This window comes from Pseudomonas sp. GW822-FHT06D10 (assembly GCF_058799535.1).
This window is the reverse complement of record NZ_JBXALN010000013.1, coordinates 72,648-96,087: the sequence shown is the minus strand read 5'-3', so window position 1 is coordinate 96,087 and position 23,440 is coordinate 72,648. Positions and strand designations below refer to the sequence as shown.

The 23,440-nt window shown below is 61.4% G+C and carries 18 protein-coding genes; 3 read left to right on the top strand and 15 right to left on the bottom strand.

Annotated features, from left to right (window positions below; genetic code table 11):
• Positions 1 to 48: 48 nt before the first annotated feature.
• Positions 49 to 1,701, bottom strand: a complete 1,653-nt coding sequence (locus AC1RL5_RS31480) for a cyclic peptide export ABC transporter (RefSeq protein ID WP_011062372.1) — start codon at positions 1,699 to 1,701, stop codon at positions 49 to 51.
• Between the two features lie 200 nt (positions 1,702 to 1,901).
• On the opposite strand from AC1RL5_RS31480, the gene AC1RL5_RS31475 reads away from it, so the two are divergent.
• The gene (locus AC1RL5_RS31475) at positions 1,902 to 2,765 is read left to right on the top strand and encodes a formyltransferase family protein (protein ID WP_011062371.1); all 864 of its coding nucleotides are present in this window, start codon (positions 1,902 to 1,904) and stop codon (positions 2,763 to 2,765) included.
• A gap of 54 nt (positions 2,766 to 2,819) precedes the next feature.
• Here AC1RL5_RS31475 and pvdO read toward each other — a convergent pair whose 3' ends face one another.
• Genes pvdO through pvdM form a run of 3 tightly spaced genes read right to left on the bottom strand, consistent with a single transcriptional unit; the run spans position 2,820 to position 6,451 of the window.
• Complete coding sequence (gene pvdO / locus AC1RL5_RS31470; protein WP_072452477.1) at positions 2,820 to 3,713, bottom strand: dihydropyoverdine dehydrogenase; 894 nt, start codon at positions 3,711 to 3,713, stop codon at positions 2,820 to 2,822.
• Positions 3,714 to 3,760: 47 nt separating this feature from the next.
• A complete protein-coding gene (pvdN, locus tag AC1RL5_RS31465; RefSeq protein ID WP_145714156.1) occupies positions 3,761 to 5,056 on the bottom strand; it encodes a pyoverdine-tailoring periplasmic protein PvdN in 1,296 nt (431 codons plus the stop codon).
• A gap of 21 nt (positions 5,057 to 5,077) precedes the next feature.
• Positions 5,078 to 6,451: a pyoverdine-tailoring dipeptidase-like protein PvdM gene (gene pvdM, locus AC1RL5_RS31460; RefSeq protein WP_123430433.1), complete on the bottom strand. Its 1,374-nt coding sequence runs from the start codon at positions 6,449 to 6,451 to the stop codon at positions 5,078 to 5,080.
• Positions 6,452 to 6,658: 207 nt separating this feature from the next.
• On the opposite strand from pvdM, the gene pvdP reads away from it, so the two are divergent.
• A complete protein-coding gene (gene pvdP, locus AC1RL5_RS31455; protein ID WP_492590177.1) occupies positions 6,659 to 8,287 on the top strand; it encodes a pyoverdine maturation tyrosinase PvdP in 1,629 nt (542 codons plus the stop codon).
• 10 nt (positions 8,288 to 8,297) lie between these two features.
• Here pvdP and AC1RL5_RS31450 read toward each other — a convergent pair whose 3' ends face one another.
• The 11 genes from AC1RL5_RS31450 to AC1RL5_RS31400 all read right to left on the bottom strand — a co-directional run bounded on the left by AC1RL5_RS31450 (position 8,298) and on the right by AC1RL5_RS31400 (position 22,584).
• Positions 8,298 to 8,735: an SMI1/KNR4 family protein gene (locus AC1RL5_RS31450; RefSeq protein ID WP_072452483.1), complete on the bottom strand. Its 438-nt coding sequence runs from the start codon at positions 8,733 to 8,735 to the stop codon at positions 8,298 to 8,300.
• A gap of 18 nt (positions 8,736 to 8,753) precedes the next feature.
• Entirely contained in the window at positions 8,754 to 9,053 is a 300-nt protein-coding gene (locus AC1RL5_RS31445; RefSeq protein WP_072452485.1) for a DUF3349 domain-containing protein, read from the bottom strand.
• Between the two features lie 172 nt (positions 9,054 to 9,225).
• On the bottom strand, positions 9,226 to 9,963 hold the full coding sequence (locus AC1RL5_RS31440; RefSeq protein ID WP_083533744.1) for a hypothetical protein: 738 nt from the start codon (positions 9,961 to 9,963) through the stop codon (positions 9,226 to 9,228).
• 83 nt (positions 9,964 to 10,046) lie between these two features.
• Positions 10,047 to 10,784 carry a hypothetical protein gene (locus AC1RL5_RS31435; protein ID WP_083533745.1) on the bottom strand — a complete coding sequence of 246 codons (738 nt, stop codon included), beginning with the start codon at positions 10,782 to 10,784 and terminating at the stop codon, positions 10,047 to 10,049.
• Positions 10,785 to 10,786: 2 nt separating this feature from the next.
• Entirely contained in the window at positions 10,787 to 14,143 is a 3,357-nt protein-coding gene (locus AC1RL5_RS31430) for a toxin VasX (protein WP_177191011.1), read from the bottom strand.
• Entirely contained in the window at positions 14,136 to 15,023 is an 888-nt protein-coding gene (locus AC1RL5_RS31425) for a DUF4123 domain-containing protein (protein WP_072452489.1), read from the bottom strand. The genes AC1RL5_RS31430 and AC1RL5_RS31425 overlap by 8 nt, the downstream gene beginning before the upstream one ends.
• The gene (locus AC1RL5_RS31420) at positions 15,020 to 17,065 is read right to left on the bottom strand and encodes a type VI secretion system Vgr family protein (protein WP_072452491.1); all 2,046 of its coding nucleotides are present in this window, start codon (positions 17,063 to 17,065) and stop codon (positions 15,020 to 15,022) included. Before AC1RL5_RS31420 ends, AC1RL5_RS31425 begins: the two co-directional genes overlap by 4 nt.
• An 87-nt stretch (positions 17,066 to 17,152) precedes the next feature.
• Entirely contained in the window at positions 17,153 to 17,671 is a 519-nt protein-coding gene (locus tag AC1RL5_RS31415; protein ID WP_072452493.1) for an Hcp family type VI secretion system effector, read from the bottom strand.
• A gap of 349 nt (positions 17,672 to 18,020) precedes the next feature.
• Positions 18,021 to 19,430: an efflux transporter outer membrane subunit gene (locus AC1RL5_RS31410; protein ID WP_492590180.1), complete on the bottom strand. Its 1,410-nt coding sequence runs from the start codon at positions 19,428 to 19,430 to the stop codon at positions 18,021 to 18,023.
• Positions 19,431 to 19,437: 7 nt separating this feature from the next.
• Entirely contained in the window at positions 19,438 to 21,411 is a 1,974-nt protein-coding gene (locus tag AC1RL5_RS31405) for a MacB family efflux pump subunit (RefSeq protein ID WP_093409535.1), read from the bottom strand.
• A complete protein-coding gene (locus tag AC1RL5_RS31400; RefSeq protein WP_015636412.1) occupies positions 21,412 to 22,584 on the bottom strand; it encodes an efflux RND transporter periplasmic adaptor subunit in 1,173 nt (390 codons plus the stop codon).
• 326 nt (positions 22,585 to 22,910) lie between these two features.
• Between AC1RL5_RS31400 and AC1RL5_RS31395 the strand changes: the two genes are divergently transcribed.
• Positions 22,911 to 23,393, top strand: a complete 483-nt coding sequence (locus AC1RL5_RS31395) for a sigma-70 family RNA polymerase sigma factor (protein ID WP_026020154.1) — start codon at positions 22,911 to 22,913, stop codon at positions 23,391 to 23,393.
• Positions 23,394 to 23,440: the final 47 nt, after the last annotated feature.

The window sequence follows — 23,440 nt, the reverse complement described above, 5'->3', positions numbered from 1 at the left end:
TCTCAGTTCTGTCTGTATGACGCATCAGCTGCCATAAACCGGAAACAATCACGCCGGTTGCAGTTCAGTCAGGACTCGTCCGGCCTTCATGCGCACCAACTGGTCGGCAATGTCGAAGTAGCGATCGTCGTGGCTGATCACGATGATGGTCTTGCCCAGGCGCTTGAGATCGGGCAGCAGCTCGGTGTAGAAAATCCGCCGGAAGGCCGGGTCCTGGTCGGCGGCCCATTCGTCGAACACCAGCACCGGGCGCTCTTCCAGCCAGGCATTGACCAGGGCCAGGCGCTTGCGTTGGCCGGTGGACAGGTCGGTGGTGGTGAAGGCGCCATCCTTGACGCTGACCTTGTGGGCGATTTCCAGGCGGTTCAGGTACTGGGTGGCGACGTCCAGCGACTTGCCGGCATTGCCCTGGACCAGGTCGTCGAACAGGTAGTAGTCGGCAAATACCGTGGTGAACAGCTGCCGGTAGTCATCCCGGGCCCGGTCGGTCACCGCTTCGCCATTGAGACGGATCTCCCCGGACTGGGGCTGGTACAGGCCCAGCAACAGCTTGATCAGGGTGGTCTTGCCGCAGCCGTTCTCGCCGACGATGAAGACGATGTCGCCCTGCTTGATGTTCAGGTTGATCGGGCCCAGGTGGAACGGTTCGCTGCCTTCCACCGGCGGCGGGCTGTAGCGCACCTCGCGCAGTTCCAGGCTGTGCACCACCGCTTGCGGCGCTTCGCTGTCGTCCATCAGCAGGTGCGGCTCGGGAGAGGAGAAGCGTTCGGATAGTTCGCTGATCCGGGCGAAGGCGATCTTGGCCTTGCCGACGATGGGCAGGTAGCCGACCACGTGTTCCAGCGGGCCCTTCATGTACAGCAGCACCAGCACGAAACCGGTGATCACCGCAGGATCCGGGTTCGGGTAGTAGGCCTGCATGGCCAGGGCCAGGCCGATGACCACGAAGAACAGCATCGAGCCGAAGCTCTTGGCCAGGATGTAGATGTTTACCGAGCGCACCTGGATATCGCTGATGCGATCCGCGGTTTTCTGGATGCGCTGGGTATTCATGCGAAAGCGCCGGGGCCGGTGAATGCGCAGCTCCTTGGCGCCGGAGGCAATCGCGTTGTAGTAGCGCTGCAGCTCGTCCTCATGGTCGCGAGCCTCATCGAAGCCCTTGATGCCCTTGCCGCCGGCCACCAGTTGCACACTGGTGCCGATGATGATGGCCACCACCATCATCAGGAACATCGGCACCGAGAGGTACGCCAGGTAGCCCAGGCAACCCAGGGTGACGGTGGTGGCGATGGCCAGGGGAGTGAAGGCGAAAGAGAAGTCGCTGATGGTGTCGACGTCGTGGGTCAGTACCGGGATCAGGCGGTGGGAGCGATAGCGTTCGATCTGGGTGATGGGCGCCGAGAGTACTTTTTCACCCAGGTCCTTGCGCAGGGCGGCAATGATCCGTTGTCCCACATAGTTGGTGCCGATGTCCGAGACGATGGAACTGACCAGGGCCAGCAGGCACAGGGCGGCGAAGGTCAGGACCACGCCCTGGGTCATACCAGTCGCCGAGTGCAGGGCGTTGTTGATGGTGGCCAGCAACAGGGTGATGGCCAGGCCGCCGGCCATGCCCAGGGCAACGGAGATCACCACGATGGTGCGAAAGGGCCTGAGCAATGCGAGCAGACCGTTGAAGGCGCCGCGCTTGGGGTCGGTCATAAGTACTTCCCAGAGAGTGGATAGAGGGTCGTAGCACGCAGACCCTTACCCCTGACAAACGAAGCGCCGACGCCAGTATTTAGCTCGGCATGCCAGCCCGGCGGGCACTGCGGATAAATTGCCCTGCCTGTGGTTCGTTCTTGTTCTGTGGGCGCACGTGTATCGACGCAGTGCCTGAACCATTGAGCGAGAGCGAGCAAATGACAAAGAAGAATCTGGTGTATGTCTGGTCCCTGCGAAATGCCGCCGCCGACAAGGCCGGGCAGCCGGTGGCTTACAAGGACCACGAGCGCTACATGAAATCGGTGCTGGAATTTCTGGTCCAGACGCTGAACCAGACGCCCCTGGGCGAGGCCTACGAACTGGTGGGCGTGGTCTACGACGATGACGAGCAGTCGCCACGGGACCAGCAGTTGGTCAGTGACTACGGCTTTGCCTACCAGCCGGGCCGCCAGTGGCTGTACCCGGCGGACCTGGAAGTGCAGGGCAAGCGGGTCAACGACTTGCTGCTGAGCGTGCCGTCCACCTATCGCCGCCATCCCCGCGGCAGTGCCGAACACATCGCCGGCAAGCAGGATTTCGAACGCCGCCTGCACGACACCCTGGTGGAGCTCAAAGCCGATATCGTGGTGCTCGACGGCCTGCTGGTGATCCTCGATGAACTGGTGCGCCCGGGAGCGCCTTTCGCCCGGCGGATCATGAACATCCACCCGGGCATCACCCGCATCGAATCGCCCTATGAGCGTCGCGGGGCCTATGCCACCTGGAATGCCCTGTACGGCGCCCGTGGGCAGAAAGTAGTGGATTGGGCGACGAAGGAAACCGAGCCGACCGCGCCGCTATACCTGACCGGTGCCTCGTTCCACTACGTGGACAACGGTATCGACTCCGGCGAGGTGCTGCATGACGTGCTCAACACCGAAATCGGCCCCGAGGACACCATCCTCGAACTGCGCTGGAACAACTTCAACAACAGCCTGTTCCCGGCCTTGCGCCAGGGCCTGTGGCTGATGCTGGAGAACCTTCGCCAGGCTCAGGCCGGCAAGGCCCGGGACGTCGCCTGATACTGCCAGTGGCCCGGTGCGGTTGTTGCCCCGGGCTGCTGTTCATCGGGGTGTCTACTTGTGGCTGGCGCCGGGCTGCTCCAGCTCGCGCACGACCCGGAAGCTCAGCCAGTCCCCGCGCACTTCGCGCTTGCGGCTGTTGCGGTTGCCCGAACGCGAGAATACCGGTGCCTCGCCCCAGTCGTTGCCGCGAATCTGGGCATCCAGGCACACCCCTTCCGACTCTTCCATCCAGGCCCGGCCATCGGCAGGTGCGCCCACGTAGTCGGGGTGCCAGCAGTCGGCGACCCATTCATAGGTATTGCCGTGCATGTCATACATGCCGAAGGCATTGGGCGGATAGCTGCCCACCGGGGCGGTGAAGCTGAAGCCGTCCTTGGGGCCGTAGGTGTTGGCGTGCTTGGTGATCTGGTACTGGCCTTCTTCATCGAAAGGGAAGGGGAAGGAACCGGTGCTGCCGGCGCGTGCGGCGTATTCGCGTTCCGCCTCGCTGACCATCCGGTAGTGCTTGCCGGTTTTCTTCGACAGCCACTGGGTATAGGCCTGCACGTCGGCGTAGTCGACGCAGACCGCCGGCTGGCGCGGCCCCTGTTCATAGCGTGGCTTGCTGGCCTGGCACAGGCGGCCGGGGCGGTCGTCGCCGTCCTTGATCACGGTGCCGGTTTCGCGGATGTAGGCATCAAGCTCGGCGGCAGTGACATGGAAGCGGCTCATGGCGAAGGCATTCTTGAAGGTCACGGTGTGCTGCGGGCCTTCATCGGGCTCGCGGCCCACTTCGTCTTCCGGGGTGCCCATGACAAAGCTGCCGGCCGGCAGGACCACCATTTCCGGGCAGTTCTTGCAGTCCTTGAACACGCTGCCGGGCTTGGGCGGTTCTACCGCGTGTGCGTTGAGGCTGATCAGGCAACCGGCCAGGGCGGCCAAGGAGGAATAGGCGATGGGTTTCATCAGTCAATAGCCTTGTGCAATGTGAGTTCAGGGGGCGTGGCAACGGCTCAGGCGGTCTTGCTGCTGCGCAGGCGCTTGCCCAGCAGGTCCATGGTCCGGTCGATATCCGCCTCGCTGTTGAGCAGGCCGGGGGCCATGCGCACTACCGGCCCGGCATCGCGGTCCACCGCGTCCACCAGGATGCGGTTCTCGATCAGCCAGGCGGCGGTGGCGTCGGTGTCCAGGTTCTGGCCGCGGAAGAAGGTGAAGCCGGCGGAGTGCTCCGGGCTCAGGGGTGTTACCAGCTCGATGCCCGGGTGCTCCTGCAGGCGCTGCTTGAGGTAGCTGTTGAGTTCATGGATGCGCGACTGGATGTTGGCCTTGCCCAGCTGCATGTGCAGGTCGAAGGCCTGGTCCACGGCCCAGCGGTGCTCGAAGCTGTGGTAGCCGCCGGGGGTCATGGTGGTGGCGAAGTTCTGGTTTTCGGAGAAGGTCGCCACCATCGGCGTCAGGTGTTCGAGTTGTTCCGAGCGCGAGCAGAAGATCCCGGTGCCCCGCGGGCCGAACATCCATTTGTGGGTGCCGGCGACGAAGAAGTCGCAGTTCAGGTCGGCAAAGGTGATGTCCTCCACCCCCAGCCCGTGCACACCATCGACGCAGTAGAGAATCCGCTCGTGCTCATCGCGATTGCGGTTGTGCTGGTCCACCAGCTTGCCGATCTCGCCGATCGGCAGTTTCACGCCGCTGCCCGACTGCACCCAGGTCATGCCCAGTACGCGGGTGTTGGCGCGGATGTTGCGGTCGATGTTGCCCAGCACTTCGTCGGTGGACATCCGGTGGGGCGACTTGAACAGTTCGATGGTGCGCACCTGGGTGCCGTCGCGCTGGGTGCGGTACTTCAGCGCGTTGCGGGTCGAGTAGTGCTCGTGAACCGTGGTCAGGATCTCCTGTCCGGGGCGCACGTGGATGCCGCCATACATCAGGGCCAGGCCTTCGGTGGTGCTGCCGGTCAGGGCCACCTGGCCGGGCTTGATCTGCAGGTAGCGGCCGACACTTTCGCGCACCTGGGCCTCGCGCTTCCAGGTGTACTGGGTGTCGTAGTCCATGGCCATGGCCGGGTTGCGGTCGAGCACTGCGCGGTATTTTTCGATGGCCTCGCGCACCGGCCTCGGGTGCGAGGTGATGAGGAAATTGGCCAGGTGCACGTAGTCCGGGTCGAGGTCGAACAACTGGCGCAATTGGATCCACTGCGAAGCACTGGCGGTGGCACTGTCGGCCCGGGCCTGGCTGATGGCGAGGTTGCCCAGGGGCAGGGCGGCGGCCAACAGGCCTGCTTGTTTGAGGAATGTCCGACGGTTGGTCACAGGAAGGCTCGTGGTCATGGGTTAGCCGGCGATGGCGGGTTGAGGGGCGGGTTTTGCAGGCTTGGCCAGTTTCTGCACCTGTTCCCAGACGCGCAGATAGTTCTCGCCCCAGAGCTTGGCGATCTCGATATCGCTGTAGCCACGCTGGATCAGCTCGGCGGTGACGTTGCGGTTGTCCGCCACGCTCATCCAGCCATTGACGCCACCGCCCTCGTTGAAGTCCGAGCTGATGCCGACGTGGTCGATGCCGACTTTCTTCACCGTGTAATCGATGGCGTCGACATAGTCCTTGAGGCTGGCCTTGGGTTCCTCATCGAGGATGCCGTACAGGGAGCTGGCGTATTCGCCAAAGCGCTGTTCCGGCCAGATGGTGATCACGGCGTCGCCGGGCATCAGTGCGTTCTCCAGGCCTTGCAGTGGCCCGAGGTCGAAGCGCTTGCGCAAGGCATTGAGCTTGTCCAGGGTCGGCTGGCTGAGGGGGCGCAGGTAGGTGGAGAAGCCCACGACCTGGATCACCCCGCCGGTGGCCTTGATCTGTTGCATTTCCTGGTCGCTGAGGTTGCGCGGGATATCCACCAGCGCCCTGGGGGCGGAGTGGGAAGCCACCACCGGTGCCCGGGTCAGGCTCGCAACGTCGTCCAGGGCCTTGCTCGACATCTGCGAGACGTCGATCACCACCCCCAGGTCATTGAGCCGCTGCACCGCCTGCTTGCCGACGGGCGAGAGGCCGCCGAGGGCGTCCCGGGTGTCATTGAAGAAGGGCAGCGGGCGCGACGAGTCGGCCCAGTCGTTGTTGCCCACATAGCTGAAGCCGAACAGGCGCATGCCCCGTGCGGCCCACTGGTCCAGCTGGTCCAGGTCGTCGCCCATGGCGTAGGCGTTGAGCAGGCTGATCACCACCGCCACCTTGCCTTCGGAGGCAATGCGGCGCAGGTCGGCGGGGGTGTAGGCGATGGCGGCCTGGTTGGGGAAGTCACGCACCATGCCCTGGATGATCCGGTAGCGGGTCTCGCGCTGGTGGCGGGCTTCCTCGACGAAGCCAGCGGTGGGGCGGTGCGGCGCGTTGGCGCCGTTCCACATCTCCGGCCAGGCCAGGATGCTCAGGGCGGCGCCGGACATGCGGCCGCGACCGGCCTTGACCAGGTCGAACTGGCGAGAGGTGTCCTTGTCCGCTTCGCTGCCTTCGGTGCCGAAATCCAGGGGCACGGTGATGTGGCTGTCGAAGGAAATGATGCGCTCCTGCAGGTCGTTGGCGTGCTTGACGATTTCGTTGGGGTAGGACACCCGATCCTTCCAGTAGTAGTGCCAGGCCGCGCCGGCACCGACGCCGAGGGCGGCGATGATAAGTATCAGCAGGCTCAGATAGAGGGTTTTCTTACCAGATATTTTGATCATTGCTATCCCAGTCGCAGGCGGGCTGATGACGGGGTCGGGCCCTGGGGTTCAGTGCTGCCGGGTCCGACCTTTTGTGCACATCTATCCGCGATAAACGAGCTGGCCGAGAGCAAATTTAGCGTCGCGGCAATCGCTGGCCGGTAAATTTCCCTGCAAATCCAACGTTCTAGCTAGATGCGTGACGCGCCACTGGATAAAGGTAGAGCGATGAGGTTTTCGAGAAGAGGATTTTTGACCGGTCTGGCGGTGACGGGAGCGGCTATCCCTGTGGCGTTCTACACCCAGAAGGAGTTGCTGCGTCAGGATGTACGCCGCAAGGAAGAGCAGGAGATCACCCCCGGGGAAGCCAAGCTGGAGGTGGCCCTGGACCCTGGCGTGCGCCTTGCCGATCACCTGCGGGGCATCTGGGATATCGAGTTTCTCGACGCCAACGGACCGCAATCCCTGCCTCGTAAAGGTTGTGAGTTGTTACTGGATGCCGGCCCCACCGGGCGCGGCTTGCGTGGCCTCCTGGGGCGTGCGCAGAGCCTGCGAGGCGACGGCCCGGTGGAGTTCATGGTGCAGGGCGACCTGGCGTCGTTGGACGCCGCCAGGTTGCGCTGGCGCTTGTTTGCCGGTGGCCGCATCGCCGGTGCCCCCAGCCATGAATGCCAGGTGGTGCTCGATGAGGTCTGGGCCAGTTGGGGCAATGCCGGCAGCGGCACCCTCAGTGGCAGCCTGCAGTCGCTGCAGGCGTCGCCACTGGCGCCGGTATCCGCGGCGCGTTTTGTGGCGCGCAAGCGAGTCTTTCCTGCCGCCCGGGACCAGAGCGGGCTGAGCCCCGCCTTGCTGGCGTGGCTGGTATCGCCGCAGCACCGCCTGTTCCATCAGCTCTGGCACGCTTCGCGGGACCGTTGGCACACCCTGCCCAAGGACAAGCGCAACAGCCTGCGGGGGCTCGGCTGGCAGCCGGGCCCGGTCAAGCATGAACGTGACGCCCGTGGGCGGCGCAAGCACCGCAATGCCTCGGGCATCGATTTTCTGTTCATGCACCGGCACATGCTCCTGCACGCCCGCTCGTTGCAGCCGGACCTGGTGTCCTGGCAGCAGTTGCCGCAGCCCTGTGCCCGCCTTGAGCAGGATCGGCAGGCCTTTATCCGCTATTACGAAAACCGTGACGGCTGCTCGGTGCCGCCGGCCTGGGTGGCCGACGACGATGAAGAGTTCACCCAATGGCTGCACGGGCTGAAAAGCGATGCGGCGTTCTATGGCAATTTCCAGGTCTGGGAGTCGCAGTACCAGGACCCCGAGTACCTCCGCCGCCTGACCCTGGGCCAGTTCGGGTCCGAGGTCGAGCTGGGCCTGCACGACTGGCTGCACATGCGCTGGGCGGATGTCGCCCGCGATCCTTCCAACGGCATGCCGGTGATGGAAGCGCGCCTGTCCTCGGACTTCGCCGGGCGCTGGTACCAGCCGCAGAACGACTTTCTCGGCGATCCCTTCTCGTCTCACGTGCACCCCATGTTCTGGAAATTCCATGGCTGGATCGATGACCGGATCGACGACTGGTTCCGGGCCCACGAGCGCTACCACCCCGGCGAAGTGTTGCGCCGTGAGGTCAATGGCGTGCCCTGGTTCGCCCCCGGGCGCTGGGTCGAGATCGACGATCCGTGGCTGGGGGCCTCGACCCATGGCTGCGGCCCCCTGGGCAATGCCCCGGGGGAAATGTCCCTGGAGATGGATCAGGAGGTCATGAAACTGGCCTTGCGCATCGCCCTGAGCCGCGACGAAGAGGTGCCGGACCTGCTCAAGCGGGCGCCGCGCCGGCCCTGGTATGCCCAGCACTTGAAGCTCTGAGGCGCGGGATTCAGTTGCTCAGGGCCACTTCGGCGAGGAAGTTGAAAAGCCCGCGGTATCGGCTGGCCTGCCATTGCCCGGTGCTGTGGTCGAAGAACTCGACGGGCGCCAGACAGTGCCGGTTCTCGATCCTGAACCCGTAGAAGTCACCGCAGCCGTTTTCTGAAAACAGCAGGTGAGCCTTGGCGATGGTCGGGTGCGCCCGGTTGATCTCGACCAGATGGAAATCACTGCCGCTGTCCAGCGAGTAGAGCGTGCTCAGGGCAAAGTAGCCGCCACCGCACTCCTTGAGGAACCAGGCGTAGTCGGCCGGCAGTTGCAGCCCCAAGGCCTGCTGCGCCTCCAGGATCTGGGCTTGGCTGGCAGGGCGGTCCGACGGCAGTTCGAACCAGATCGGATGGCTGCGCTTGCGTTCGTCCAGCAGTTGCTTGAAGTCCTCGACGTTCATTTTTTGCTCCTTGTGCAGTCAGTCGTCCGTCAGGATGGACCAGGCGCCGTGTTGCTCCAGTAAGTCCTGCAGCGCCTGCAGCTCTGCGGCGGGCGGCGGCTGGCCGGTCACGGCGGCGTAGAGGTCGTTGAGAATGAGGTCTGCGTCCCTGTGGGTGAGCTGAGCCATCAGCTGTGCCAGATTGCGGTCGCACCAGTGCGGGTACAGCAGCACCAGAAGATGGTTGTAGTCGCGGCTGTCGAGCCCGTTGGGGTAGACCTTGCGCAGTAGGGTCAGCAGGCCTGCCAGTGGCTCGTGCGGCGCTTTTTCGAGGGGCATGGGCTCTGTTCGCGGTGGGGCGGGAGGGGATTCTAAGCGATTGCACGCTCGGCCACTCCCGCCTTGTCATTGGCTCCAGCCGCCTCCCAGGGCCTTGTACAGGGTGATGCTCGATTGCAGGCGCGACAGCCGCAGTATGGGGCTGGTGTCAGTGGATATGAATGATCTTCCTTCAGTACTCCCAGTGCGCTTCAGTGAACGCTGCTGTTACAGGCAGCAAGCGGTGAAGTAACGCCAGATATTGTTCAAATAGTTCTTTGTTTTGGAATCGAGCTTTAAAGCCAAAGGGTAGTTCGCTTTTAAGGGCGACTATTATCAAGCGCTTGCGATCTACAGTGACGAAGTTATATTCGTTCCAGGGAAGACTCTGTTCTTGTTTTATTTCGTTTTTCCACCCCAGGATAAACTTGGCTGCGCCAAGCGCAATAGCGCCGGGGCCAATTAAAAAAAGCAGGGATTGGGTGTATATAGCAGCGCCAATGAAGAGAAGAAAAGCGGCGATGGCTATGCCCTTGAAAAAAATCTTCGCGCCGTTTGAGAAGTAGGGATGATACTCAATATATCCGTTGTCGCGGGTTATAGAATAGTTAAACAGGGTTTTCTGCCTGACTCCAAGCATGATGAAGTAAAAAATCAGGCCGTAACCTACGAAGCACAAGACAAATAGGTCAAAAACTTGATCAGGCAAGTTGCCCCACATACTCCAAGTGATAAAAACGTTTGCGAGTGTTGCCATCAGCAAAAGACCGAGCTGCGTCTTCATGATTTCTTTCGGAGAAAACGGGATGGCTTTGGTGGTCCAGCTCATCAGTATCTCGGGCTTTAGTGAGATATCTTGCTGTTTATCTTGGGGCGTGTCTTCACCGGACTGTTGAGCAAGGGGGGAAGTGTTTTCTTTTAGGCTAGTCATTTTTATTCGTCCTTGATAACCAGTAGCATTGCGTCCTTTCAAATATCTTATGAGCGCTGTTCTCTGGCATAAAAAATTTTCAATCAATACTCCCAGTGCGCCTCAATAAATTCTGCTGTTATAGGCAACAAGCGGTGAAGTAACGCCAGATATTGTTCGAATAGCTCTTTGTTTGGAAGTCGCACTTCAAAGCCGAGTGTTTCATGTGTGTGCTGGGTGGCGATAACCAATCGCTTGTGATCTACAGTGACCACGTTGTATTCGCTCCAAGGAAGGCTTTCTACTTGTTTTATTTCGTTTTCCCATCCCAGGAGAAATTTGGCTGCGCCAAGCGCAATAGCGCCGGGGCCAATTAAAAAAAGCAGAGATTGGGTGTAAATAGCAACGCCAATGAAGAAAATAAATGCGGCGATGGCAATGCCTTTGAAAAAAATCTTCGATGCAGTTGAATAGTCCACGCAATACTTTATATGCCCATTGTCACGGGTTATAGAGTAGTTGAATCGGGTCTTCTGTCTGAGGGGGAATATAATGAAATAGATATACAATCCATAAGCAAAGCTGCAATTGCGAATCAACTCAAAAAATGCTCCAGGTAAGCGATCCCACATTATCGCGGCTCCTAAGGCAGTTAGCATTATAGGACCTAATAAAAGACCAAATTGCGTTTTCATGATCTCTTTCGGTGGGAACGGGGTGGCTTTGGTGGTCCAGCTCATCAGTACTTCAGGTTTCAATAGGGTTTCTTGTTGTTTATCTTTGAACGTGTCTTCACTGTTTTGCTGGGCAACGGATGGAGTATTTTCTTTTAGGTTAGTCATTTTCATTGGTCCGCGATGGCCAGCAGCATGGCATTGGCGCGGCTGGATGCTTTGACTTGCAATGTGGTAAGGGCCAATCCATCGACCGCAGTCTCGCCTTGTCTTTCTAACTTCAACTGGTACAGGTAGCCTCTGTCCGTTTCACCTGTATCGAGTATTTGGCTGGGGTACCAGATTTGCAGTTCAATATAGTCCGCATTTTCAGCTAGGGGCACCCATGTTTGCCAGACGATATCTTCTCCAGGTGGTGGGAGTACCGGGAATCGAGCCAATGAAACCTGGTTGTGAGGTCGGTTGTTGACCTGCGTAAAATGATTGCTGTTGGTGAAGTGACCTTTATCAATGAAGGGATCTTGAACCGGCTTATCCATTGCTTTCACAGGTAATATATTCAGGGGGCGATAGCTGGCAATCACATTAAATGGCACCAGTTCGCCTCTAAGGGCACTGGGTAGCAAGATCTGCACCCAGGCGCCATTCTGAACCGTCATGGGAAGCGGAGTTCCTTTTAGGGTGTAGACTGTCTTTTGTTCAACGGTACTCTTGACGAACACTTGTGGGCTTAGCTGTATCTCCAGTAAAGAGCGCTTTTCTTCGGCATGACCGATAAAGGTGTCCGGGTGGCGCTCGCTCTGCGTAAGTGACCAACAGCACCGGCGTAACCACCAACCTACGCCATCGTGCTTGGCGCTGTTCAACATAAAAGTAGCAGCAAGATAAATAACACCTAGCACCAGTATAGCGACAGCAAACCAAGGGTTCATAACGAATGTAACTGCGCTACTCGACACACTCAATCCAGCCCAAAGTTGGGCCGCCCCACCGAGAAGCATACCGAATACCGCTATTCTCTTGAGCTTTAACGCTTTTTGCTCTTCCGAATTTTTTGCTGTCGCCAATTCATTATTTATATCTAAGATTTCTAAAGAGGCAGCAATGACCGTAAACGCCCCCATACCAATCATGCGTACGCTAAAGGAGCGAATCGTAGCTCCCCATGCACTATTGCCTGCTTTATCCCACTGCGCCGCAGTTTGACCGAGAATACCCACCGGCTCACCGTTAATCAAAACCGGCTTCGCTGCTTTTATAATCGACCACGGAGTTCCAACATAAATGGCCATCACCATACTAAAGTTATAACTCATGGAGTAGGCGATTTTAATTGTGTCTTGTGGTTCGAACTTGTTTTTGCCCTTGCTCAGGTCGCGGTAAATGAGCGCGGTGTTGATGAAGTTGAGCATGACCACGCCCCAGGTAATTGCCCCCGCATTTGCTCCCCACTTCATGTTCCAGGCTTTGACCTTGGCTCCCCAGCCTTTTGCAACATCGACCCCTGACTGAGCAAAACTATAAATTTCCTTACGCATCAGTTCAGCATATTTATTATTTTGGTAGTCAAGGATGCCGGGGGCCTTCAGTGCGTGTATTCGTAATTTTTTTTGTAGAGCCTCGACGCTATGTGCCAGTTGTTTGCGTACGCCGTATTTATCCGGGTAGACCCATCGTCTGCTGATCTTTTTGAGTTGTACGTTTAGCAGTAGCCATTCACGCTTCCAAGTGCGCAGTCTTTTTCCAACCTCGGCATCGATGACCGCACGCTCCGCTGAGTTAATCAGCACATGGCCGATCAGCAGGTTGCGCATCAGGGCCACCAGGTTGGGCTGCTTACCCATGGCCAAGCGGCTGTCAGAGGGAATCAGGGCCAGCAGGATGGCTTGCGCGGCATTTTTACCCTCCTTGCTGGCCAGTTCGCGTAGGGCCTTGAAGGTGTCCTTCACGGGCTGCTTCAGCTCTCTCATCCAGGCCTTGTCGGCAAAGCCATCGTGGTTGAGTGCGCTGTTGAGCTCGCCTGCGCGACTGGACAAGTTCGTGAGGTCGCCCAGGCCATTGAGCAGAAGATCAGCTTGTTTATTCAGGGCTTCTTTCAAACCGGCCGAAAACCCATAGCGCACGAGGCCGAACAGGCTGGTGGCCTTAGTATCTTGTTTGGCTAACCAGGCACTGGCCAATGCGTCTTGTCCATAGATCAACAACAAGTCAGCCATGAGCATTTGCAGGTAGTGCAGGGTCTTGGGATTGCCGGTGTCGATAAACAACTTGAGCGGCTCGGTGCCGATATGCACGGCCCAGGTCTGGAAGTCGAGCTGGCTGTTGCGCACGTTGTCCAGGAGGATTTCGCCGGTTTTTTGATGGGCCTGGATATAGGCGTGGGCACCGTCCAGGTCGATTTCGCGACGCCATTTCCCGCGGGCGCTCCAGGCTTCGTAGTCGGCGTTGGAGGGCACTGTGCCGTACTTTTTCTTGAACGCGTGCTCTTTCTCGATGGCGCCGGTCTGCACTGGGGTGAAGCCCCCTCGGTTCATGCTGCCGAGCACCGCTATTGTCGCATCGGCTTGACGCTGTCTGAAACAGTCATCCAGATCGCGTTGATATTCCCGGGTTTTCTCGGCATCACCGCGCACTGAGGCGGGCAATTTGGCCGGGTCGATGCTGGCGCCACACAGTGTCTCAACGGTCTGTGCAATCTGGATCTTGTGTTCGTGCTGTTCTTGCCATTGTTGATAGGCGGCTTGATCGGCGGCCAGTTGCGCGCCCAGGTCGTTGAGCACCGACAAGGGTTCTTCAAGGGCGATGATCAGGGCGCTGTCCTTGTCCGGTACCGCGCCGGTCCAGAAAACATCGGCAGCTTTGGCCGCATAGGGCGCCTCCAGGGGAATGGCCGAGTCGGCAAGACGTTGGTCGTCCTTGACGCCATTGGGATCGACATCGGCCAACGCCTCGGCCATCAAGGTCAGTGGCAAGGTGTCGGGGGCCGACTGTGTCTGGCAGTAGCGCGGCAGGTCCAGTGCTTTCATCCACAATGCCCGGCTGCCAGGATTGGAGCGCATGTGCTCGCACACGCGCCAGGTCCATTGCAGGGGGGAACAACCGATGTGCAAGGAGCTGGTACGTGGGTACAGCAGGTAACGGCTGGTCGCACCGAGGCTGCTGCGTTCATCCTGGCCGATATCGGCATCGCTCCAGGGAATGCGGGTCAGCGTTCCATCGAGCCCGGAGTGCAGGTATTCATGGAGGGTCTTGGCGCTTTCGTCGTACACGTAAACATACACATCGTGCAGTTGGCGCAGGGTGTAGTGACGGGTTAGCAGCGAGGGTAAAGCGGCCCATTTCCCCAACTTCAGCAGCGGCTTGAGCCGTGTCGGGTTTTCATCGAAGCGCGAGCGATCCAGAGCGTAGCGCACAGGAACGATCGCCACCTCTGGGCCTGTGAGCGGGCAGGTGGCGGTGGCGTTTGCCGGGCGTTTGGAAAATCGGTCATTACGCTGGTCTTGGAGGGTCCCGCTCTTGTCAGTCATGTGCAGTGTCCTTTGCTCCCAGCCTGTGCTGGCGATAATCATCCAGTGCTTCGATGCGCAGTTCCGGTGCCAGGCTCGCGTGTTCCGGGTTCAGGTCCAGCCAGTCCTGGTAGGGGCCTTGGGGGCGTGTCGCGAAGTCTTTGCCCCAGTCGACGCAGGTCTCTGCCCAAATGACCAGCGCTCGTTCACTGACCAAACCCCAGGCGTTGCCGCTGCTTAGTACGTACTCCAGCCAGCGTTCGATTTGCTCACTGCTCAATCGTGTAAACGTCAGTGGGTCTCGCTGGTTCAGCCATTCATACAACTGCTCTTTGAATTGCCAGTGGTAGGCCTGTTCAAGGGCGGTGAGCTGCTCTTCACTCAATGTGGCCAAAGGTATGTTCCGGGGCTCGGACAAGTCGCTATGGCTGAAGCTTGTCAGGCACGGGCTATCGAATGGATTCCAGCTGTGGGGCGGTGTGTTGATCCACATCCGCTCCACGGGGCCCATTACCTGACTGAGTTGCTCTGATGGGTAGCTGGAGAGCCAGTGGTGCATCACCCGTGGGTCGGCAAAGCGCAACAGGCCGTTACCACCCAGCACATCAGGCGGTGCGATAAAACGCCGCCAATGCTCTGCCACCTGGCGCAACGGAGCGCGACTGAACAGCAGACAGGTATCTGCCTGCCAGATCGGACTCTGCTGCCACTCACTGATCAGATTCGAAGCATGCTGAGCGGACACCAGAATGGGCCCCAAGTCCTTCAACTCGTCCCAGCGTGTCCCAAGGTACAGCGGCTCGATCTCCAGTGCTTCGCCGCGTTGATACAGACTCACAAGAGCATCAGGACGCAGTGCACCATCGATCAGTAGGTAGTTGGCCTGGGAGGGGCTGTTCATTGGGCCTTCTCCTTGGCGAGTTTTTCGCAGATTTCACAACGTGGCGTTTTGCGCATCAAGGCTTGGCGTTGCGCCGCGATCAACAGTTCTCCGGGCTTATCCCCATCCGCCTGCTGCAACGGCCCCGGCAACAACGGCGCCGCGCCACTGCCGCTGCCCGGGCTGCCGCCGCCGTTGATCTTGACCTCGGCACCGCCGAAGACCACGCCGCTGCCGTCGATCTTTATCCAGCTGCCGCCGCCCTTGAGGGTCAGTTCGCTGCCGGCTTCGAGCACCACCTTCAGGCCGCTGGCCAGGTGGATTTCCTGCCCGGCTTCGACGAACAGGCCGCTGCCGATCTTCAGGTGCTGGCTGCCGGCGATGCTCAGGTGGTCGCCGGTGCGGGCCTCGACTTTGCGGTCGCGGTGCACGGTGTGGTGTTCTTCGGTCTTGAACTCGCTGTAGCTGTTGGCTTGCACCGTGTCGTGGCGTTCGTTGCCGACGCGGACTTTCTGGTCGTGCTCGATGTGTTCGTCCCAGTCGCGCTGGGCGTGGATGAAGATCTGTTCCGCGCCTTTTTTGTCTTCGATGCGCAGCTCGTTGAAGCCGCCGCCTCCTGGAGAACTCAGGGTCTTGAAGGTGCTGCGGGTCTTGTGCGCCGGCAGCGGGTAGGGGACGACGTTTTCCTTGTGGTACAGGCAGCCGGTGATCAGGGGCTGGTCGGGGTCGCCTTCGAGGAAGGTCACCAGCACTTCCATGCCCACCCGAGGGATGGCGACGCCACCGTACCAGGCGCCGGCCCAGGCCGAGGATACCCGCAGCCAGCAACTGCTTTTGTCGTCTCCCTGGCCGTCGCGGTCCCAGTGAAACTGCGCCTTGATCCGGCCGTAGGCGTCGGTGTGGATTTCCTCATTTTTCGGACCGGTGACCTTGGCGCTCTGGCTGCCGAGAATGCGTGGCTTGGGGTGTTCCAGGGGCGGGCGATGGGGGACGTCCCAGGGCGTGGCGGTGAAGCGGTTGCGGTAGCCCTGATGAAAGCCGTCCCGTGGCGCCGTATCGCTGGTGATGGACTCTTCCAGCACCTGCGGTTGACGGCCTTCATGGGTGATTTCCGTCAGCAGCCAGAGGTCGTTCCAGGCCGGATTGGGGTGCCCGGCCAGGGCCAGGAAATGGCCGCTGACCAGGCTGGGCTGGTCGCTGCGGCCGCAGGCCAGGCGGTAGTCGCTGCGGTGGCGCTCCAAGGCGCGCTTGGCCAGGTGCTTGCCGCGCTCGCGGTCGGTGAAGCGGCCCGGGTAGTCGTAGTCTTCGAGGTCGGGCTCGTTGCTCTTGCCTTCGGGTTTGCGGGCCGCCTCCATTTGCAATCGCGGCTTTTCGAAGTCGTAGTCGCGGCGGGTGACGCGCCGGGTGCGGGTTTCGAAACGCAGTTCGAAGCTCTTGATCACCGGGTCGCTGGCCACCAGCCCGGAGTCTTGGCGGTACGCCACCGGAGCCAGTTTCGGGAACACCGTCTGGTCGTCGCCGAACACCAGCAGGTGCCCGTCACGGCTGTGCTGGAAGTGGTAATGGATACCTTCTTCCTCGCACAGGCGCTGGATGAAATGCAGGTCCGATTCGTCGTATTGCACGCAGTACAGGCGCTCGGGGTAGTTCGTTCCCAATTGGAAGTGGTGGTCGTCGCCAAGGATGCCGTGCTCCTCCAGCACCTGGGCGATGATCTGCGGCACGCTCAGGTGCTGGAAGATCCGTTGGTTGATGCACTGTTCCAGGTAGGCCAGGCGTGGGCGCAGGCTGACCTGGTAGTGGGTCAGGCGCCGGCCGCTGTCGCCCTGGGCGATGCGTAGCACCTGCCCGTGAATGCCGCTGCCATCGGTGGCCAGTTGCAGGAAGGCAGGGGTGTGCAACAAGGCGTCGAGGTCCAGGTTGGCATGTTCGCTGACCAGTTCCAGGTCGAAGACGAAGGGCTGGCTGATGCGTTCCCGGCCTTTCAGGCTCAGCACCTGGAAGCCCGGGTCGCGACCTTCCAGGGTCAGGCTGAAATGCGTCTGGTCGGCGGCTGCGAACATTCCCTGTTCCTCGAAATCGGTGGCACAAACCTGAAGAAATGACCTGGGCCAGCAGAGCTGGCCCAGGGGTGCAACGCTCGCGCGACCTTAGCCGGCGACCGGAGTACGCCAGTCGTCGGAGCCGGAAGTGCCGGAGACTTCGTGGGTCCAGGTGATCTTGCGGTAGGTGAAATGCACGTCTTCCAGGTGGGTGAAGTGGGAATTGCCCGGGTCCTGGCAGTTGTGCATGTAGTCCTTGATGTCGACGATGATCGCGTCCTCAAGGGTGGTGGTGTAGTAGTGCTCCTGGGTGCCGGCGGCGGAGGTGCGGTACCACTGGATGACGATTTCGGTCAGGCGCTCACCCGAGGTCAGGGCCGCCAGCAACAGCGGCGAAGCCTTGTCGAAGACCTTGGTGATGATCACCGGCTTGTGTACCCGCTGGCCGGTGGGCTGGCCGGACTGCGGGTCGCGGGGGATGATTACTTCGTGCTGGAAACCCTGGACCATGACCTGGTCCTCGTGGCCTTCCTGGTAGGTGTTGCCCACCGAATCGGCGGTAAAGGCCCCGGCGGTGATCAGGCCTTGTTTGGTGCCGGTGACCGACATGTACGCTGGCGTTGCCATGAATGCTCTCCTTGCGAATCACTGAGAAATGCCCCGGGCAGAATGGCCGGAGGGGCGAGGCAGTGGGTACAAGGTTTGTGCCAGCATTTGATTAGTGTTTGTTAATCAGCTGGTTACGAGTTTTCATGAGTATTTTCAGCGCGTTTTTCGAGGAAATACCGTAAAAAGTGCGCAAGATGTTGCGCAGTGCTGTGCAACATCTTGCGCACCTTAATGCAGGCCTTGTACTGCGCGGCTTACAGCGATCTGTGTACTGGATTATCAACAGACGGGTGCGCAAGATGTTGCGCGGTTGGGGTGTTGTACACAGGCCGCTGTTTTGCGGGTTACCCAGGGCCTGTCTCTGCCGTCACTGCACCTTCGCCTCAGGCACCCGCCAGCCGCCCCCCAGGGCCTTGTACAGGGCAATGCTCGACTGCAGCCGTGACAGCCGCAGTTGCACGTTCTGATCCTGGGCGGCGTACAGGGTGCGCTGGGTTTCCAGCACGGTCAGCAGGTCTTCGGCGCCTGCCTGGTAGCGGCTCTGGGCAATCTCGAAGGCCCGTTGCGCCTGGTTCAACTCCTCGCTCTGCCACTGGCGTTGCTGGTCCAGGCCGCGAATGCTGTTGAGGGCTTTCTCGACATCGGCAAAACCATTGATGATCGCCCCGCGATAAGTCTCCAGCAGCTCTTGCTGGCGCGCCGTGGCCCTGTCCCGTTCGGCGCCCAGGCGCCCGTTGTTGAAGATCGGCGCCACCAGCCCGGAGGCGAGGTTGTAGAAGGGATTGCGCAAGACCTCGCCCAGCTTGTCGGCGTTCGAACCCAGGTTGGCGGTCAGGGTCAGGGTCGGCAGCATGGCCGCCCGCGCCACTTTGACATCGGCCCGGGCCGCCGCCAGCCGGGCCTCGGCACCGGCGATATCGGGACGGCGGGTCAGCAGTTCGCTGGGCACCCCGGCATCGATGGTCGGCCAGTTCAATTGGGCAAAGGGCTGGTCGTTCAGTTTCAGGCTCTGTACCGGCCGGCCCAGCAGGGTGGCGAGGGTGATCTGCGCCTCTTCGGCTTGCTGTTGTACCAGGGGCACCTGGCGTTGCTGGGCGGCCACCAGGCTTGTCTGCTGGGCCAGTTCCAGGGCGGTGGCCGAGCCGGAGTCATAGCGGGTCTGCACCAGTTGCAACACGTTCTGCGCATTGGCCAGGTTGAGTTCGGCGATACGGCTCTGTTCGCGCAGGGACAGGACCTGGGCATAGCTGTTGGCCACGCCGCTGAGCAGGGTCAGCTCAACGGTGGCCTGGTCGAACTCGCTGGCCTGGACTCCGAGCAGGGCGCTGTCGTAGGCGGCGCGGCGACCGCCCCAGAAGTCGACTTCATAGGTGGCACTCAGGCCCGCGTCGAACGAGTTCGTGACCGTGCTGTTGCTGCTGGAATCGAGCTGGCTGGAGTTGTTGCCGCGCAACTGTTTTCTGCGGCTGGCGTTGAAGGTGCCATTGACGCTGGGCAGCAGCGGAGCCCCGGCGACGATGGCACTGGCCTGGGCCTGGCGGACCCGGGCCATGGCGGCGGCCAGGTCATGGCTGCCGGCCCGGGCTTCGGCGATCAGTTGGTCCAGCTCCGGGCTGCCGAAACGGGTCCACCAGCGCAGGTCTTGCTGCCGGTCGCCCTGGCTGGCGGGAGAGTGCCAGGACGCCGGTGCTTGCAGGCCGCTTTCCGGGCGCGGCGCCGGGCTGCTGCAGGCCGCCAGCAAGACGCTGGCGGCCAGGAGGGTCAGGTGCACTTTCATAGATCGATCATTCACTGGTAAGGGCCGTGACCGGGTCGAGCCGGGCAGCTTTGCGGGCCGGCATGAAGCCGAAGATGACGCCGGTGACCAGGGCGCAGGCGAAGGCGCCGAGCACCGCGGCCAGGGAGAAGGCCACCGCCACTTCGCTGAGGATCAGGATGCCGCCGATGATCAGGGCCACGCCGATGCCGGCCAGGCCGCCGACCACCGAAAGCATCACCGCTTCGGTGAGGAACTGGCGCAGGATGTCGCGCTGGCGGGCACCGGTGGCCATGCGGATACCGATTTCCCGGGTGCGTTCGCGCACGGTCATGAGCATGATGTTCATCACCCCGATGCCGCCCACCAGCAGCGAGATCGCGGCGATGGCGCCGAGCATCAGCGACAGGGTGTTCTGGGTCCGGGCCTCGGCCTGGATCATCGCGGCGTTGTTGGTCAGTTCGAAATCGCGCTTGCCGCCGTGCATGCGCAGCATCAGTTCATCGATCTCCTGTTCGGTCTGCTTGACCCGGCTGGCATCGGCGGCGGCGATCGCCACGTATTGCGGGTTGTGGTCGCCGAACAGGCGGATGCTGGCGGCGGAGTAGGGCACGGCGATGCGGTCGTCACTGTCGCTGTCGCCGGAGCTGGCGCCTTTTTCCGAGAGTACGCCGACCACCTGGAACGGCACGTTTTCGATGAGGATGTACTGGCCGATGGGGTTGGCCACGTCCTTGAGGAGCTTTTCCCGGACCTTGTGGCCAATCACCGCCACTGCCGCCGCCGAGCGTTCGTCGGCCTCGCTGAAGTAGCTGCCCTGGGCCACGGGCCAGTTGAAGATTTCCGGGAAGTTGGTGTCGTTGCCGCCCACGTAGCTCATGTAGTCGGCGTTGCCGAAACGCACCCCGGCCTTGGCGCCGTTGACCGCCATGATCCGTTTCACCTGGGGCAGGTTGGCCAGGGCGGCGACGTCATCCAGGGTGACGATGCCTTCCGGGGTGCGCGGGTTGGGCGAGTAGCCGCTCAGGTAAATGATGTTCGAGCCAAACGCCCCCATCTGCGCCATCACCTGGCGCTTGCTGCCTTCGCCCACCGCCAGCATCACCACCACCGAGGCCACGCCGATGATGATCCCCAGCAGGGTCAGGGCGGTGCGGAAGCGGTTGATCCACATCACCCGCCAGGCGGCCTGTATGGCTTCCAGCAGTTCGCCTTTCCAGGCGCCGGTGGCTTCGCTGCCGTCGGCCAGGCGCTGGCGCAGGTCCACGGCTTGCAGGGCGCCGGCGTTGGCGCTCAGTTGTACCGAGGGATCGCTGGTGGCGGTGTCGCTGATGATCTCGCCGTCGCGGATCTCGATGATGCGCTTGGCCCGGGCCGCCACTTCGCGGTCGTGGGTGATGAGGATCACCACGTGGCCCTGGCTGGCCAGTTCGTCCAGCAGGGCCATGACTTCGGCGCCGCTGTGGCTGTCCAGGGCGCCGGTGGGTTCGTCGGCGAGGATGATGTGGCCGCCGTTCATCAGGGCGCGGGCGATGGATACCCGTTGCTGCTGGCCACCGGACAATTGATGCGGGCGGTTGCCGCTGCGGCTGGCCAGGCCCAGGCGGTCCAGCAGGGCGGCGGCGCGGGCGTGGCGTTCGGCGGCCGGGGTGCCGGCGTAGATGGCCGGCATCTCGACGTTTTCCTGGGCCGAGCCGGATGGGATCAGGTGGTAGCCCTGGAACACGAAGCCGAAGGCCTCGCGGCGCAGCCAGGCCAGTTCGTCGCTGTCCAGGTGAGCTACGTTCTCCCCGGCGAACAGGTACTCGCCCGAGGTCGGGCGGTCCAGGCAACCGAGGATGTTCATCAGCGTCGACTTGCCGGAGCCGGAGGCACCAACGATGGCGACGAACTCGCCGGCGTGGATCGACAGGTCGATGCCCCGCAGGACATCGACCTGCGGGCTGTCGCCGCCGCCGTAGGATTTGCGGATGTTCCTGAGGTCGATCAGAGGCGTCTGCATTCAACCCCCGCTGCTGTTGGCCGGGCCGATCAGCAGATGATCACCTTCGTTCAAGCCGTCGAGGATCTGGATGCGCAGGCGGTCGCTGATGCCGACCCGGACCTTGCGTTCGTCGATCGAGCCGTTCTTGGCCACTACCCGAGCCATCTGCAGGTCCGGCTCGGTACTGCCGTGCAGGGCGGCGATGGGGGCGGTGAGCACATTTTTTGCCTGGTTGGCGACGAAGAACACCTGGGTGGTCATTTCCGCCATCAGGGCGTTGTCGGCGTTGTCCACGTCCAGCAGCACGGTGTAGAGCACCACCCGGCCGCTGCCGCTCTTGCTGGTGCTGTTGGGGCTGCCGCTACCCTGGCTGGATTCGTTGAGGGGCTTGGGCGGGATCGGCAGGATCTGCCGCACAGTGCTGGTCCAGCGTCGGTTGCCGCCACTCAGGGTGGTGAAGTAGGCGTGCATGCCGGGTTTGACGTGGCCGATATCGGCTTCCGAGACTTCGGCCCAGACGGTCATGGGCGAGAGCTTGGCGATGCGCAGGATCAGCGGGGTCTGCTGCTGGGCGTTGAGGGTCTGGCCCTCGCGGGCGTCCACCGCGACCACGGTGCCGGACATGGGGGCATAGATGCGCGTGTAGCCCAGTTCGGCCTGGTCGCTGCGCAGGCTGGCCTGGGCCTGGCGGATCTGCGCCTTGTACATGTCGATCCGCGCCTGGGTGGCCTTGAGTTCGGCCTGGGCGGTCTGTACGTCTTCCTCGCGGGTGGCGCCGCCGGCCGCCAGGTTCTGCTGGCGCTGGTACTTCTGCCGGGCCAGCTGGTTCTGGGCGTACTGCTCCTGCAACTGGGCCTGCAGGTTCTCGATGGAGAAACGGCTGGCGTCGAGTTTCGCCTGCTGGGTGGAGGGGTCGATCTCCACCAGCAACTGGCCTTCCTTGACCTGATCGCCGGATTCGACGTGGATCTTGCGGATCTGCCCGGACGCCTGGGCGCCCACATCCACGTAGCGGCGTGGTTGCAAGGTGCCCAGGGCGGTGACGCTGCTTTCTATATCGCCGCGGCTCACCTGCACGGTGGTGAACTGGTCACGGCCCGCCGGGATGAACTTCCAGGCAGCGATGGCAACAACGGGGATCACACACAGTGCGGCAAGCAGGGCGCGTCGGGTAGGGCGAGGACGTTTCATGCAGGGTTCCGGCCAGGGGATATCGGCCCGTCACAACGGCCAGCTGCACAAGGGGCAGCCAGGCTTGCGGCTGCCGCAGGAACGGCAGAGACGGGGAGCTGTCAGGTAAACGAGATGCCGGGGGGGGAATTTAACTGCCGACACATGGCGTTACAGCTGTCGGAACACTGAAAATAAACCCACCGCGGTGCTGCGCTACTTTAAATCTATATGAGAATTACTATAAATTACGCCGCTACTAAACAGCCATCACGAATTACCGGGTGCAATCGGCCATGGCCGGACGTGCTCAAGGACAGAACCGCCCCAGTGGGCGCTCGGGAGCCCTGTTGGAAAACTACTATCGCGAGCTGATGTGCTTCCTCAACGCCAAGCTGGGCAATCGCCAGGTGGCCGAGGATGTGGTGCATGACGCTTATGTGCGGGTCCTGGAGCGCTCCAGCGATACCCCCATCGAGCAGCCGCGGGCGTTTCTCTATCGCACGGCCCTGAACCTGGTGATCGACGGCCATCGGCGCAATGCCTTGCGCCAGTCCGAGCCCCTGGAGGTGCTGGACAACGAAGAGCGTTACTTCAACCCTTCGCCGCAGACCAGCCTGGATCACGGCCAGCGCCTGGAAATGCTGCAACGGGCCCTGGCCGAGCTGCCCCGGCTGTGTCGCGAGAGCTTCCTGCTGCGCAAGCTCGAAGGCCTGTCCCACCCGCAGATCGCCGAACAGCTGGGGATTTCCCGCAGCCTGGTGGAGAAACACATCGTCAATGCCATGAAGCATTGCCGGTCGCGCCTGCGCCAGTGGGATGCTCAATAACGCGTTGCCGTTGAGACGTATTTAGTTAAATTTTTTTTCATTGTCCT

Excerpts from the sequence above, each read along its gene's own strand:
- AC1RL5_RS31480 (WP_011062372.1), bottom strand. The coding sequence starts at position 1,701 with ATGACCGACCCCAAGCGCGGCGCCTTCAACGGTCTGCTCGCATTGCTC.
- AC1RL5_RS31475 (WP_011062371.1), top strand. The coding sequence starts at position 1,902 with ATGACAAAGAAGAATCTGGTGTATGTCTGGTCCCTGCGAAATGCCGCC.
- pvdO (WP_072452477.1), bottom strand. The coding sequence starts at position 3,713 with ATGAAACCCATCGCCTATTCCTCCTTGGCCGCCCTGGCCGGTTGCCTG.
- pvdM (WP_123430433.1), bottom strand. The coding sequence starts at position 6,451 with ATGATCAAAATATCTGGTAAGAAAACCCTCTATCTGAGCCTGCTGATA.
- pvdP (WP_492590177.1), top strand. The coding sequence starts at position 6,659 with ATGAGGTTTTCGAGAAGAGGATTTTTGACCGGTCTGGCGGTGACGGGA.
- AC1RL5_RS31450 (WP_072452483.1), bottom strand. The coding sequence starts at position 8,735 with ATGAACGTCGAGGACTTCAAGCAACTGCTGGACGAACGCAAGCGCAGC.
- AC1RL5_RS31445 (WP_072452485.1), bottom strand. The coding sequence starts at position 9,053 with ATGCCCCTCGAAAAAGCGCCGCACGAGCCACTGGCAGGCCTGCTGACC.
- AC1RL5_RS31440 (WP_083533744.1), bottom strand. The coding sequence starts at position 9,963 with ATGACTAGCCTAAAAGAAAACACTTCCCCCCTTGCTCAACAGTCCGGT.
- AC1RL5_RS31435 (WP_083533745.1), bottom strand. The coding sequence starts at position 10,784 with ATGACTAACCTAAAAGAAAATACTCCATCCGTTGCCCAGCAAAACAGT.
- AC1RL5_RS31430 (WP_177191011.1), bottom strand. The coding sequence starts at position 14,143 with ATGACTGACAAGAGCGGGACCCTCCAAGACCAGCGTAATGACCGATTT.
- AC1RL5_RS31425 (WP_072452489.1), bottom strand. The coding sequence starts at position 15,023 with ATGAACAGCCCCTCCCAGGCCAACTACCTACTGATCGATGGTGCACTG.
- AC1RL5_RS31420 (WP_072452491.1), bottom strand. The coding sequence starts at position 17,065 with ATGTTCGCAGCCGCCGACCAGACGCATTTCAGCCTGACCCTGGAAGGT.
- AC1RL5_RS31415 (WP_072452493.1), bottom strand. The coding sequence starts at position 17,671 with ATGGCAACGCCAGCGTACATGTCGGTCACCGGCACCAAACAAGGCCTG.
- AC1RL5_RS31410 (WP_492590180.1), bottom strand. The coding sequence starts at position 19,430 with ATGAAAGTGCACCTGACCCTCCTGGCCGCCAGCGTCTTGCTGGCGGCC.
- AC1RL5_RS31405 (WP_093409535.1), bottom strand. The coding sequence starts at position 21,411 with ATGCAGACGCCTCTGATCGACCTCAGGAACATCCGCAAATCCTACGGC.
- AC1RL5_RS31400 (WP_015636412.1), bottom strand. The coding sequence starts at position 22,584 with ATGAAACGTCCTCGCCCTACCCGACGCGCCCTGCTTGCCGCACTGTGT.